Source organism: Stenotrophomonas maltophilia (assembly GCF_003970865.1).
GTDB lineage: Bacteria > Pseudomonadota > Gammaproteobacteria > Xanthomonadales > Xanthomonadaceae > Stenotrophomonas > Stenotrophomonas maltophilia_AR.
Map to the genome: position 1 here is coordinate 1 of NZ_RXLZ01000006.1, position 14,090 is coordinate 14,090.

Annotated in this window: 10 protein-coding genes; 6 read left to right on the plus strand and 4 right to left on the minus strand. The window is 63.9% G+C overall.

The window, feature by feature from the left end; translation table 11 throughout:
* Nucleotides 1-527: 527 nt before the first annotated feature.
* Nucleotides 528-902, plus strand: a complete 375-nt coding sequence (locus tag EKL94_RS03090) for a hypothetical protein (protein ID WP_126927937.1) — start codon at nt 528-530, stop codon at nt 900-902.
* 45 nt (nt 903-947) lie between these two features.
* Here EKL94_RS03090 and EKL94_RS03095 read toward each other — a convergent pair whose 3' ends face one another.
* The 3 genes from EKL94_RS03095 to EKL94_RS03105 all read right to left on the minus strand — a co-directional run bounded on the left by EKL94_RS03095 (nt 948) and on the right by EKL94_RS03105 (nt 7,382).
* Complete coding sequence (locus tag EKL94_RS03095) at nt 948-1,283, minus strand: DUF6984 family protein (protein WP_126927938.1); 336 nt, start codon at nt 1,281-1,283, stop codon at nt 948-950.
* A gap of 10 nt (nt 1,284-1,293) precedes the next feature.
* Nucleotides 1,294-1,683 carry a hypothetical protein gene (locus tag EKL94_RS03100; RefSeq protein WP_126927939.1) on the minus strand — a complete coding sequence of 130 codons (390 nt, stop codon included), beginning with the start codon at nt 1,681-1,683 and terminating at the stop codon, nt 1,294-1,296.
* A gap of 920 nt (nt 1,684-2,603) precedes the next feature.
* The gene (locus EKL94_RS03105) at nt 2,604-7,382 is read right to left on the minus strand and encodes an RHS repeat-associated core domain-containing protein (RefSeq protein WP_260473367.1); all 4,779 of its coding nucleotides are present in this window, start codon (nt 7,380-7,382) and stop codon (nt 2,604-2,606) included.
* A 356-nt stretch (nt 7,383-7,738) separates the two neighbouring features.
* Here EKL94_RS03105 and EKL94_RS03110 point away from each other — a divergent pair, with 356 nt between their 5' ends.
* A complete protein-coding gene (locus EKL94_RS03110; RefSeq protein WP_126927940.1) occupies nt 7,739-8,560 on the plus strand; it encodes an alpha/beta fold hydrolase in 822 nt (273 codons plus the stop codon).
* A gap of 35 nt (nt 8,561-8,595) precedes the next feature.
* Here the strand turns inward: EKL94_RS03110 and EKL94_RS03115 are convergent, their stop codons facing one another.
* Complete coding sequence (locus tag EKL94_RS03115) at nt 8,596-9,390, minus strand: AraC family transcriptional regulator (protein WP_126928006.1); 795 nt, start codon at nt 9,388-9,390, stop codon at nt 8,596-8,598.
* A 166-nt stretch (nt 9,391-9,556) separates the two neighbouring features.
* On the opposite strand from EKL94_RS03115, the gene EKL94_RS03120 reads away from it, so the two are divergent.
* The 4 genes from EKL94_RS03120 to EKL94_RS03135 are packed head-to-tail and all read left to right on the plus strand — an operon-like array spanning nt 9,557 to nt 13,964.
* Entirely contained in the window at nt 9,557-11,431 is a 1,875-nt protein-coding gene (locus EKL94_RS03120; RefSeq protein WP_126928005.1) for an FUSC family protein, read from the plus strand.
* A 4-nt stretch (nt 11,432-11,435) separates the two neighbouring features.
* On the plus strand, nt 11,436-11,645 hold the full coding sequence (locus EKL94_RS03125; protein WP_126927941.1) for a DUF1656 domain-containing protein: 210 nt from the start codon (nt 11,436-11,438) through the stop codon (nt 11,643-11,645).
* 1 nt (nt 11,646) lies between these two features.
* On the plus strand, nt 11,647-12,531 hold the full coding sequence (locus tag EKL94_RS03130; RefSeq protein ID WP_126927942.1) for an HlyD family secretion protein: 885 nt from the start codon (nt 11,647-11,649) through the stop codon (nt 12,529-12,531).
* Nucleotides 12,528-13,964 carry an efflux transporter outer membrane subunit gene (locus EKL94_RS03135; RefSeq protein WP_126927943.1) on the plus strand — a complete coding sequence of 479 codons (1,437 nt, stop codon included), beginning with the start codon at nt 12,528-12,530 and terminating at the stop codon, nt 13,962-13,964. The genes EKL94_RS03130 and EKL94_RS03135 overlap by 4 nt, the downstream gene beginning before the upstream one ends.
* Nucleotides 13,965-14,090: the final 126 nt, after the last annotated feature.

Genomic DNA, 14,090 nt, shown 5'->3' on the forward strand with positions numbered 1-14,090 from the left:
CTTTTTCTTACTGATATCGTACTTTTGTTGTCTATTTGTAACGCGTCGCGACCTACGTAATCACACACCGGGAAGCTCGGCGGCAGCGTCAGATGTGGATAAGGGACAGCACCCGCTCCCTCCCGCTTCCCAACCTCGACATCTGTCGCAGATTGCACGGTGAGGGCGGATCACCGCGCCAGCCAGCACTGCCGGTGCTTAACAGCGTGGGAGAATGCCGAAAGCGTCTCCAATCGAGTGATGTTTGCAACTCTTCTGATTGGCATTGCACAGCGCCAGGGACTCAGATGGCGTGCCACCGGAAAAGGGTGGCCGGGCTTCGAATCCCGTGTTGGCTTTGAGTAAGTGCGCTTGCCAGCCGGCGTCACCATGCGTGGCGCCGGCTGGCAATCCGTCTGCCGGCTATGGCGGGCGGTGCGTGGGGGCCTTCGGGCCCGCCGGACTGACATCAACCCGGTGTTCGAACCACGCGCCGTCCGCCACTTTTATGGGTGGCGGCTACCGATTGCCCTGCACGGAGCCTTGCCATGAACGAATCGGACTTTCCGCATTTGCACGCCTACCGCAGTACCGCCCGCGACGACGGTTCGCCACAGGCTGCGCCTGCTGTGGACAGGAACACCTTCATTGCCAACCTCAACCGTATCGGCTCCGGTGCGGCGGCCGACGGACAACCCTGGCCGGAGCGTCACCAGCTGCCCGGGCGCTGCCTGGCCCTGGCCGATGCAGATTGCGCGTTGAGCGGGTTGCGGGTGGTGCTGGAAATATTGCTGGCGGCGGAACGCACCCGGCAGAACGGCGAACCGGAAGAGTACGTGGGCGACCGGGTGATGGAGGGGTTGGTCATGGCCTGCCAGTCGTTGTGCGCGCAGGCGGTGGGGCGGTTGCAGCCCGAAGGGTGAACGCGATGCGCCACGCCCTTCGGCGAGGACCGCTTTCAGCAGGTGTCAGTGCTCGCTGAAAGCGCTCCTCAGATCGAGCCCGATAATCGGTGAGAAGTCCACTTTGCACAGCTCCAGCTCGAAGAGCTGATCGTGATTGTCCAGGCACAGGGTGACTCTCACCGGCACGCCGTCGGCATCGGCAAGCATTGCAGTGGCAATGTCGCTTCCGAAGACCTGGGTCCTGCTGGACAGGAACACCACGCCTCCGAATCCGACGACCTCCACGTCCTCCACCTGGGCGAGCGCCAGATCCTTCAACAACCGTTCGGACAGCTCGGTCGTCTCCGGCAGCAGCCTATGGATGAGGGAGACCTCGTCGGGGGTGAGGAATCTGGGCACGGAATGTCCTTCAGGGCACTGCATCCGCCATCGGCTGATTCTCGATCCGCCATGTCCTGGCGTAGATCAGAATGACGCTTCCGGTTGAGCTGGTCTCGATACGGAAACACTTCAGGCCGGACAGCGGATAGCCGACGGCCTTCCAACGATCAAGAAGATCAGCGAGTCCCGGCTCGTCATCGTCGACCCTGGCGAACTCAATTCCCTCGTCACCCAGTACGCCGAAGTTCATGAGCGCCGAGCACCCGTAGGCTTCCGAGAAGCAAACGGTTGCCTGCCGGCCGTCCGGCCAGCGCACGTGGACCTTTACCTCATCGCATACGCCTGGATTGCTTCTATCGATGTTGATAGCCAGCAACGTGGCGTCACACCATTCGAACGCGTTGAAATCCTCATTCATCTACGGGAACCTCTCAGACGTATACAGCTGGACGACCGAAACGTGACACCGCCGCCATTTGCTATGGCGGGCATAAGTGCTCCTGCGGGCCTTGTGGAACGGCCAGGATCTCGGCACGACGGTCGGCATCAGAGAATCGCTCGTTCCGGCAGACTGTCGGCCTAAGTAGTCATCAAACCCCGACACGGAAACAGCCAGCACTCGGCAGAGCAGCATGGTGGGATAGAGAGTCCTCTGACTGGCGACGAAGGCGTACCTCACGTGGACTCTTTGGCAAAGAACGCCGCCGCCCCTTTTTTAGGATTTCACACTCCATCCGTAGCAAGGAACGACAGAATCGGTAGCAACGGGCGCGGCCTCGCGGAAACCGCCACGTCCATGCGCCTCAGTCTCGCCGCGCATGGCCAGCCCGCTACGGATTCCTGACCCGCCACAAACAGCCCAAGCCTCGCCCCGGCAGTCGGCATCAAGGGGTGAAAGGCTCAGACCTGTAGTCACACCCATTGATGTCGCGAAACACTACTGAGTATTCCTTATGTTCATCTGCCTGCCCGGGAACGAAGAGACCGTTTGCATCAAACAATACTACCTGCGGCTTGCCGCGACTGACACGCAGACTCCGGGTGGGGCCAGCAACCTCCTCAAGGATCGGGTTGAAAATCTTCCAACTTGGGCTTCCCTTCGGTCTCTGCTCGGTGACCGCGCTCCGGGCAGCGACATGACCGTCGGGACCGTCGAGCGCAATCCGGATTGCGGGACCAGACATATGCGTCACCTCGAATCTACCAACCCAGGATTCGGCAACTGAAGCCGATTCGACATACCTTATCTGGGCCTCACTGCAGACCTTGTGACCATCAAGTGTGGAACATGCCGCACTACTCAGTGCGATCGCTAGGAAAAGCGCGACATTCTTCAATTCACCGCCCCCTGATTATCAATCGATGCTTGCCACTATCATCCCACTGTTGCCTTGACCTGATCACCGCAGGAAGAATGCTCTCCGACAAATGGCTCTGCATTGCGGCAGCACTTTGCACCTCACATTCCTGCGCGCTCTGATACCGGTTTGCGCCAATACTAGCTTCGAATCGCTCTGCGGCCGCTCTTGCATTTTCGGCCCAGCCCTGCAGGTCTCCGACATGATCCATTTCGTCACGCATCGTCGAACGCCTGATGGCAGGAGAATCATATCGGTCGCGCATCAGCACAGTGGGGGTGAGGCCAACGGCATATTCTTCAAGATAGTGGCCCGCAGCATCGCAATTGCACTTAGGGCTGATAGTCCATTCCATGGTCGTCCGAGCAAGCGTATTGGCCCTGAATTCAGATGTCGGTGCGCCCGGGTACGTCGCAGTCATGTCGCCATTTCGAGTTCCCCTCTTCCATGCAACCGGATTCAACTCCCAATCCAGCAACCCAAATGGATCCATCGAAGCGACCGGCCTCGCACTCGCATAGAGATACAACAAAATGCCACCATTCAATCCCAACGGATCGCCCTGAGAATACCGCCCGACCTCAGGGTCATACTCTCGCTGCGAGTTGTAGAAGAAGCCGCTCGCATCGGTCGCCTGCTGCCCCGGGAAACGGAGGGCCAATAGAAAGGACAGGCCATCACCATCTGGATCCGCACTCGGAATCTGGTTGCCGAACACCTCGCTCTTGTTGCTCCACTCCCAGATCGCAGCATTCCGCGTCGGGTCGATCACCACGCGCGGTGTACCCAGATGGTCCGGCTGGACATAGGCCAGCTCCGGCACACCTGTGCTTGGCACATTGATGAGTGCCACCGGGTAGTTGTCCAGCCAGATCGCCTGCTGCTGAGCCTCGCCCGTCGCCGAATAATTGCCCAGCCACTTCCCTGCCTCGCCATAGAGCGTAATCTGCGCTGCACCACCGGCCGGCTTGCGCAGCACGCGCTCACCACGATGGTTGTACGCGTAGCTCTCCAGTGTGGCGTTACCCTGCTTCACCACGTTCATGCGGTTGGCATCGTTGTAGGTGAACGTCTTGCTGCCAATGATGGTGGTGTTGCCCACAGCGTCATGGTTGCGCGCTTCGCCATCCACCGCAGTCAGGCGATGGCTGGTTGCGGGATAGGTGTAGCTGGCGGTGCCTGCCGAGGTGGTCAGTGCGGTCCGATTGCCGGTGGCGTCATACGCGTAGGTCTCAATCGGCGTGCCGGTAGCGCCGTCCTGGGTCTGGGTCAGTCGGCCTAGCGCGTCGTAGGCGTACTTGGCGAGTACCGTTGAGCCTGTGCCGTTCTTCAGCTCGGTGATCGAACCGACCGGGTCATAGCCGTAGCCCAGCGACAGGCCGCCCGCGGCCGGGTCGTGCACCGCTTGCGGTCGATAGTCCAGGTCCAACGGACGCTGCAGCTGGCGGCCATTGCCGTAGGTCCAGCCAGTCGCCGGCCCGAAGGCTGCATAGGTCACGTTGTTCACCACGATCTGGCGCGCCTGGCCGGGCCGGGTCAGGCCGATCTGGCTGATGCGGCCCTGGATATCACGCACGTAGTCGGCCACGCTGCCATCGGGGTAGGTCAGCGCGGTCAGGCGACCCGACTTGCTGTAAGCGTAGCGCAGCGTGCTGGCGACGCCGTTGACGGTCTGCACCTTGCGGGTGACCTGGCCGAAGCGATCATGGCAGTACTGGGTGCTGCCATTGGCATGCAGCACCTGGCCCACGCGCCCCTTGGCAAAGCGCTCGTCGGCGGCGCAGGCAGTCGGTGTCACGTCATAGCTGTAGCCCACGTCCAGATTGGGGTCTGGATAGGCAATGCCGATCAGGCGATTGAGCGCATCGTAGTGATAGGTGGTGGTGACGCCGCGTGCATCGGTGGCCGTCTTGCGGTTGCCGGCAGCATCCACGGTGAAGCTGCTGGCGCCACTGTCCGGGCTGACCTGCCCGGTCAGGTCACCGAACCCGTTGTAGGCATAGGTCGTATGCAGGCCTTTCGGGTCGGTGACCTGGGTGACCTGGTCCAGCGCGTTGTACTGGCTGCGGATCTCCGCCGCCACGCCGCCGACATCCTGCAGGGTCTGCGCCAGTCGGTTGAGCGGATCGTACTGCTGGCTGGTCACGCGCTGCAGGGCGTCGGTCACGGTCTGCGGGTTGCCGTTGGCATCGTAGGCAAAGCCGGTGGCGTGATTGCTCGCGTCCTTCAGTGCGGTCAGCTGGCCGAGCGTGTTGAACGTCCGTGCCAGGGTGCGACGCAGGGTGCCGCCAGTATCCAGCGTGTCTTCCTTGAGGCGGTTGCCGGCGTTGTCCAGCGTGTAGTATATGGTGTTGCCGGCGTTGTCGGCGATATCCGTCAGCCGCTGGGCGGCGTCGTAGACATAGGTAACGCTGCTGCCGTCAGGCTCGGTGACCTGTTGCGCCTGGCCGGTCGGCCAGTAGCTGATCTGGGTCACCCGGTCCTCGGCTGTGGCGGCACCGCGCACGGTGACCGAGGTCGGCCAGCCGCGGGCATGGTAGGTGTAGTCGGTCACAACGCCGTTGGTATCCTTGACCGACAACGGCCGCCCGAACGCGTCGTAAGCCAGAGTCTCGGCCGTCTGGCCCAGCGCATTGGTCACGCTGCGCAGGTCGCCCTTGCGATAGCTGCAGGCACCTCCGGTCGCGCACCCTGCATCATCCGCCGAGTAATAGGCATAGGTAACGGCATCGGCCACATCCGTGCGCGGGCCATCCACACTCTTCAGCAGCCCCTCCACCGGGCAGCTGCCTGCCGCTGCCACATCAGCGGCTTCGCAGTACGTGTAGCTGGTGATGCGCGTCTGACCGGAAGCGGTGTCGGTCACCGTGTTGGCCGTCGGCTGGCGTCGGGAATTGAAGGCCGTGCGGGTTTCGCGGCTACCGATCCGGGTGGTCAGTACCGCATTGGTTTCGACGTCGCGCGCCGTGGTCACCATACGCTGCTCGGGCAAGCCGACCGCTTCGGTCACGGTATGGATGCTGACGGCACGACCGCTTACCGGATCGGTGCCCTGCGCATAGGTGTGCTTGGTCTGGATGCCGCGGCGATCGGTGTAGGTATCCAGACGCCGGCGGAAGTCGACACTCTGGTCGTAGTAGGTTCGGCTGACCGTTCCCTGCGAATCCGTCAGGCCGGTCACCTTGCGCGACGGAGCGCTATCGCCTCCGGGTGTCAGGGTGTAGTCGGTCTGCCGCCCCAGCGCGTCGGTCACGACTGCACCGCCGTTGGGGCTGTAGGCCAGTGTCACACCATCGGCACCGCCGGCATGCTGACTGGAGATCACACGACCGATGGAATCGTAGGTGAAGGTGCTGTAGCGGCGACCGTCCTCGGCGGTGATACCGGTCAAGTGCTGGGGGAAGTCCTGGTTCTCGTAGTGATACGTCCGCACACCACCACCCGCATAGGTCACCGTGGCGACCTGGTTCTGCGGCGTGTAGGTATAGGTGGCGAGCGCAACGCCTTCGACCAGCACCGAACTGATCAACGCCTCATAGTCGTTGGACTGGTAAACGAACTCGAGCGTGCGGCCACTGCTGTGGGTGACGGCTGCAAGGCGGTCGCTGTCGTCATAGATGTAGGTCAGCGACGTGCCATCCGGGAAGCGCTTGGCGGCAAGACGCCCGTCCGCGCCGAAGGTAGAGATGGAGCCCGCTGAATACAGCGTCCAGTTGCCGTTCTGGACCAGACGATCGCCACTGTCGTCGTCCGCCTCATAGGCTTGCCCGATCTTCTTGAATGCACGCTGGAAACCAGTGCTTTCAATGATGCCCACACTGTCAACGCCATCCAGTGCCAGGTGGGCGCCCAGCGAATGGGTCCAGCCATAGCCGAAGCCACCGGATGACGTGGAGATGCCGGAGTGATAGAAGCGCGTCAGTGCGATCCAGCCCAGATCAAAGTCCTGCGCGATTTCGTACTTCTCGCCGGTTTTGACGTCACACGGATTGCCGACATTGCCGTCGCAAGGTGCCTTATTCGTCGCCTCGCTGTCCTCTTCCGAGGGACAATTCGTACCGGCGCTGTCCTTGTCGCACTTCTGCGACTTCGAGGTGATGGTAGCAACGAATTCTTCGCTGACGCAGGCGTTGTGCTTGTTGGACCACTGCGTGAACGGGATGGGGCAGTTCAAGCGTCGCGCGCGAACAAGCCCTGTCGTTCCTGCGTCGAAGGGCACGCACGGAGACTCCGCCGAATTGCTGCCCAGCATCCAGGTGACCCGATACTCCCTGACCTCCGAAATTCCATCCATCTCAGGGGCAGTGGCGACCCAGTCTCCTTCCGGCACCGCGGTTTCCCCTGGACACTGGGGATTGATGTCTTGCAAGTCTGCAATAAGCGCTTCCAGCACTTCCTCTTCGGACAAGAAGCCACCATCGCCTGCGCCGTAATAGGTCCACTCGGGGTCTGCGGGTTGAGACTTACCCATCCAGTAGGTGATCGACGTATTGCCGTTCAAGTCCACGACTTTCGACTTGATCTTGTCGACGTACTGCCAGCCGAACTGGAAATCTGGTGGGAACGGGCTGGGTGCGGGCAGGTTCTTGATGGCAGCCACCGCCGCCTGTTGGGTCTTGTACTGAGTCGCATCGCCGCCGGGCTGCGAAATGCGCCAGGTAATCTTGCTTTCCTGCGCCTGTGCCATAGCAGGGGCGAAGCAGCCGAGGGCAACAATCGCCAGCGCGGCACGCGAGAGGGTCTTCAGTCGTTCCAACATCCCTGTTCTCCTTCCTGGACGAACACAGCGCCGGCGGGAACGAGAACGCGGAGGTGTTCCCCGCGCCATGCTTCGGATCGTCCCTGGTCCGGAATGCGGCAGTGCCACATGCCGCTTTTATCGTTGAGGACGCTTACATATTCAAGTGTGGAGACGCGGAACCGATCACAGATTCAAGCATCCGTAACGATTCAGCGGACCGCGCCCTTTCCCCATGACTTCCTGCACAGGGAGTCGGTGTTATACCTCACTACATTACCAGCACGACCTGTCGCGAGGTCGGCAGGCTGCGGCACTCCGCTGCAGACCTGACCCATCGGAAGGGCTGGCACGCGTCACGGCCCAGGGGAATGGCAATGAAGAGCAGCCGAGTGACGTTGTGGGTGCTGGCCGCGATGATGGTCGCTGCAGGCACCGCCCACGCAGGGGAAATCCAGGTGGATCGCGGCGCCTACGCACTGCAGGCCGAAGAGACCGGGGCCGGCCCGATCACCGTAGTCTTTGAATCCGGTTTCGGGCAGGGCGCGGGCGCCTGGAAGGAGGTGGTTGCGGGTCTGGGACGCGACTATCACAGCATCACCTACGCCCGTGCAGGACTCGGCAAATCCGGTAGCGACGGTCACCCCAAGCGCATCGATGGGCATCTGGCCGACCTCACGGCCGTGATCGATACGCTCGCACCCGGTCGCCGCGTTGTGCTGGTGGGTCATTCCTATGGCGGTCTGCTGGCCACGGAGTTCGCACGCCGCCATCCGGAGCGCCTGCAGGGCCTGGTGCTGGTGGACCCGGCCACGATGGGGCAGCGCCATGCGTTCAAGCAGGCCGACAGTGCCCGCCTGCAAGCGGACGATGCCCAGCTGCGGGCAATGCTGCCGCCGGCCATGGCTGCCGACTACGCCGTGCTGACCGAACAACTGGATGCACCCGGTGCGGAGACCCCGCGCACGATGCCGGACGTGCCCGTGGCGCTGCTGACTGCAACCCAGCTCGCTGCCGAACCGCTGTTCTTCGAAGAAACCGCAGTGGGCAAGGCACTCTGGAAGGCACAGCACGCCCTGCTCTTCTCGGGGTTCACCCGCGGTACGCATCGCTATCTGTCGACGGGGCACACCCTCCAGCGCGAGGATCCTGCTGCGGTGGTGGCCGCGATTCAATCAGTCTCCGGTACCTTGAAGTAGCCGTTCCAGGCAACGGCTTTCCGGATTGTTCCCTGCTACTGCCCACGCAGGCGCACCGCAAAATACCGCGTCGGGGAAAGGCCAAGCGCCTTCTTGAACATCGTGATGAAGGCCGTCACCGACTCATAGCCCAGCGTCTCGGAAACGCGTTGTACTGGTGCACCACCGGCGAGTTCACGAATGGCGATGAGCAGATGCAACTGCTGTCGCCAGCGCCCGAAGGACAAACCCGTTTCTCGCTCAATCAGCCGGGTCAACGTGCGCTCGCCCAGGGCCAGGCGCATGGCCCACTGGCGGATGGTGCTGCGGTCTGCCGGATCAGCCGACAATGCCGCAGCCAATGCACGCACCTTCGGGTGATCGCTGACCGGCAACGACAGATGCTCGGCCGGCATCTGCACCAGTTCGTCCAGCAGCACCCGCGCCAGCCGGTCGGTGTGACTGCCATGCGGGTAGTCCAGCGGCACATCGGCCAGGTGCAGGATCATCTCGCGCAGCATCGGGGAGATCGCCAGCGTCACGCACTGCATGGGCAGATCGACGATGCCGGGTTCGACGAACAGATAGCACAGGCGGGCGTTGGCCGTGGCGCGGTTGCTGTGCGGCATGCCACCCGGAATCCAGACGCCACACTGCGGCGGCACGATCCACAACGCATTGGCCACTTCGCAGGTCACCGCTCCATGCAGCGCAAGAATGAGCTGACCCTTGCGGTGCTCATGCACGGGAATTTCCGCGTCATGCTCGGCCACCTGCAGGCGGCTGGCAACCGCCGGGCGATCGGTCTCGTCCGGGTCCAGGTCAAAGCCGGGGAGCGAAATGCGAGCCATTCTCACATTGACCGGTTTTAGCGATTGGTTGTCATTGTAGCGAAATTCGCCGTTGCGGCCGATCACTAGCATGGCCCGCATGCACTTCCCCACGTCTTTCCGTCCCCACGTATTCCAAGCATTTGCCCGGTTGAAAAGCCCCGCCCCCAGGACCGACCAGGAGGCGGTGCTGTTCTCGCTCAAATGCCTGCTCGCCGCGTCGCTGGGGCTGTATGTCTCTCTAAGGATCGGCCTGAATCGCCCGTTCTGGGTGATCGGCACGGTCTATCTGGTGTCGCAGCCCCTTTCCGGGGCAACACTGAGCCGCGGCCTGTTCCGCCTGCTCGGTACCGTGGGCGGGGCCATCGCCACCGTTGCGCTGGTGCCACGCTTCGCCAATGCGCCGCTGGTGCTGAGCGCCGCGCTCGCCACGTGGATGGCGCTGTGCCTGTACCTGGCGATGCTCGACCGCACGCCACGTGCGTACGCGTTCCTGCTGGCCGGCTATACCACCAGCCTGATCGGGTTTCCTGCGGTGATGGTGCCGGGAGAGGTGTTCACCATCGCCATCACGCGCGTGCAGGAAATCGCCATCGGCATCCTGGCCGCAACGCTGGTACATGGGCTGGTGCTGCCGCGCCGGGTCTCGATGCGCGTGCACGCACGAGTTGCTGCCGTGCTGGAAGATGCGGAACGATGGACACGCGACATGCGCGCCAGTGCATCGGACACGGTGCTGGCGACGGACCGCTCAAAAGTAGCAGCCGACCTGCTCGAACTGCATGTGCTGTCGATCCACCTGCCCTTCGACAGCGCCCACGGCGTGGCCCAGGTGCAGATCCTGCGTGCCCTGCATGACCGGATGCTGGACGTACTGATGCTGTCCAGCGCGGTGGAAGATTCCATCGCCCGGCTGCGTTCACCGCAGGCCGGCACAATGGATGCAAGCGGCTGGCGCGATCTGCTGCAGGCCAGCCTCGCCGCGCAACGGGCCGAACTCGACCTCGCCCACGCCGACTGCCGCGTGCTGCAGGCACAACTGCACACTGCCCGCCCCGATTGGCGCCTGCATGTGCCTGACCGTCTTGCGCGGAATGTGCAGGGCGCAGTGATTCACCGGGATCACAGGAACGCCGCGCGCAGCGCACTGGGGGCGTTCGTAGGCATCCTGCTGAGCTGCGTGCTGTGGATCATTACGGGCTGGTCGGACGGCGCCACGGCGGTGTCCATCATCGGCACTGCATGCGTCCTGTTCGGCACCCTCGAAGCACCGGCACCACACGTCACGCGCTATCTGGTGGGATCGTGCATCGGCGTTGCCGTCGGCCTGGTCTACGGTCTGCTGATCTTCCCGGCGCTGTCCGATTTCGTCGGCCTGATTGCCGCGCTCGCGCCGGTGCTGCTGCTGTGCGGATCGTTCCTGGCCCGGCCGCCCTTCATCATGGCCGCCCTGGGCGTGGTACTGACCTTCCCGCTCATCGCAGGCCTGGGTGCGACCAATACGGTCAACATCGTCGGCGCACTCAACAACAGCATTGCGTTGTTCGTCGGTACGACAATGGCACTGTGCAGCATGCAGTTGTTCCAGACCGCCGATGCGGGCCGCAACCGCGCACGGTTGGAGCGTTCGATCCGTCGGGACATCGCACGACATGCCGCCGGCCAAGGTGATGTGACCCGCGCCTGGCTCAGCCGCATGCTGGATCGAATCGGGCTGCTCGCTCCCAGGTTGCAGGGCCGTTCCAGTGCGGCACACGACCTGCGGGCATTGTTTGCGGACGTTCGTGCGGCACGTGCATCCAGCCAACTCCGTGCGCTGGAAAAGCGGCTGCACAACCCGCAGGTCCGGGCGCTTCATGCGGTGCTGATCGAACGCATCGCTGCACATTTCAGGGTTCGCGCCCACTCGGCACGCAGTGTCGACACCCATCTTCTGGAACTGCTGGACCGCATGCGCGAGGCAGCGGCGGCCAGCAGCGGGGCTGATCAGGGGCATCTGTCGCACCTGCTCTGCGGGTTGCGCCGCGACCTGCTGGCATCCCCGCTTACCCATCGGCACTGACCTCATGCTTTCTGACCTTTCCATCGATGGCGTGCTGATCCCCGGCCTGCTCGCCGTGGCCGCCGCCGCGCTGTTGCTGTCGATGCTGACCTCACGTCTGCTCGCCAGCCTCGGCCTGTACCGGTTGTTCGCCGCGCGGCCCTTGGTGGGCCTGTCCCTGTTCGTGATCCTGGCGGAGCTGATGATCCGGCTCTCGCCCCTGCTCGAGAAATGAAATGAAACACCTGCTTGCTGTCACCGGACGCTGGAGCGCAACGCTGGCCGTGTGTGCGCTCGCCGCCATTGCCGCGCTCTCCCTCTGGAATCGTTACGAAATGCGCCCGTGGACGCGGGATGGGCGGGTGCGCGCCGATGTGGTGCGCGTTGCGTCGGACATGGGGGGACTGGTCACCCAGGTGCTGGTGCACGACAACCAGCGGGTCAGCGCCGGACAACTGCTGCTGGTGCTGGATCAACCGCGCTTCGCTGCCGCGCTTGAGAAGGCCGACGCAGCGGTCAGCAGCGCACGCGCGACGCTGGCGCTGGCCCGCCGCGAATCGACGCGGGACAACGCACTTGGCAACCTGGTCGCCTCGGAAACACGCGAACGCAATGCCGCCAAGGTCGATACCGAGCTGGCCGCGCTGGCGCAGGCACGGGCCGAACAGCGCGTTGCCCAGCTCAACGTGCAACGCACCGAGGTACGCGCGACCACCGATGGCATCATCACCAACCTGGACCTGCACGCGGGCGACTACCTGCAACCCGGTGCGCAGGCGCTGGCGCTGATCGACACCCGCAGCCTGCGTATCGAGGGCTACTTCGAGGAAACCAAACTGGCCTGCATCACCGAGGGCGATGCCGCCGTGGCCCGGCTGATGGGCGACGACCACGACGTCCGCGGACACGTGGACACCATCGCCGCCGGCATTGCCGACGATCAGCGCTCAAGCACACACAACCTGCTGCCCGCCGTGGCGCCGACCTATACCTGGGTGAGGCTGGCACAGCGCATCCCGGTACGCATCCGTATCGATGATGCTCCACCGGATACGCGTCTGATCGTGGGTCGCACTGCAAATGTGACCATCACGCCCTCGGCACAGGGAGCCTGCGAGTGAGCTTGCGAACAGTGCGAGGTGGGCTGCTTGCCCTGCTGCTGCCCATGACGGCCTGCGTGTCCGGCCCCGACTATCACCTGCCTGCGAATGCCGTCGCAGCCTCCCCCCGGGCGGCGCAGGCGTTCGTCTCGGGCCAGGAGGCATCGTTCAGCCACGACGCGCCACCGGATCGATGGTGGCAACTGTATGGCGACCCCCAGCTTGACGCCTACGTACGCGAAGCACTGGCGGCCAATACCGACCTGCGCGCCGCCGATGCCAACCTTCGGCGCGCCAGCGCAACCGTGCTGGAGTATCGCGCACGCGGTGCCGTGCAGGCCGACGTGGATGCATCGGGCACGCTCGCCCATGCCGGTGGTTACACCCACGCGTCGGCCGCGCCGCAGTCCTATGCGCTGGGTCTTCACCTCGCCTATCCGCTGGACCTCGCAGGCGGCATCCGCCGCGGCATCGAAGCCGCCAACGCGAACGCGGAGGCGGTTGCTGCGGCACGGGACCAGGTCCGCGTGGTCGTCGCTGCTGCCGTCACCCGTGCCTATCTGCAGGTGTGCACCAGCAATCACACGCTCGCCGCAACCCGGCAGGTGCTGGCGATACAGCGCGCCACGCTGGAGGCAACCCGACGCCTGGCTGCGGGCGGGCGCGGAACGGACTTCGATGTCAGCCGTGCCGGTGCAGCCGTCAATCGCAGCGCGGCGGCGATACCGCACCTGCTGGCGGAACGGCAGGCCTCACTGTTCGAACTGGCCGCACTGATGGGCAAAGTCCCGGCAGACTATCCCAGGGAAGCAGAAGGGTGCCCACAGCCCCCTGAGCTGGAGCAAGCATTGCCGGTCGGTGACGGCTGGCAGCTGCTCCAGCGGCGCCCTGACGTACGCGCAGCCGAACGCAGCCTGGCCGCCGCGACTGCAATGATCGGTGTCGAGACGGCGGGACTCTATCCGCAGATCACTCTGGGTGCCTCTTCGGGCGTGGCTGGCACACCGGCGCATCTGCTGTCAGCCGACAGCTTCGGTGCGAGTATCGGCCCCGTGCTGTCATGGCACTGGCCCAACCGCCGCGCGGCCAAGGCCCGCATCGCAGCGGCGGGTGCCAATACAGATACTGCTCTCGCTTCCTTTGACGGCATCGTGCTGCAGGCACTGCGCCAGACCGAGACCGCGCTTTCTGCCTGCACGCAGGAGCTTGAACGCGAGCGCAGCCTGGCGCAGGCGCGTGGGGACGCAGCGCGGGCCGCTGGGCAGGCACAGCAGCTCTACCGTTTCGGCAGGATCGATTTTCTCGACGTGCTTTCGGCGCAGGCCGCGCTGGCAGATGCCGAGTCCGCGTTGGCCGCCTCGCGCGCGCAGCGCATTGATCGCCAGATGGATCTGTTCCTGTCCCTGGGGGGTGGCTGGACCGCGAGCAGTCCGGCCGAGGGTGTGCCGCGCTGAGTCCGTTTTCGCAACATCGATCGCCCTGCGCGATCTGCCCGCGAAAGCGGCACCCACATCCGTGTTCGCTCGCATGGACTGCCCTGTTCGCAGCTCACGGTGTTGCGTGCTGGGCCGCAGCAGCGA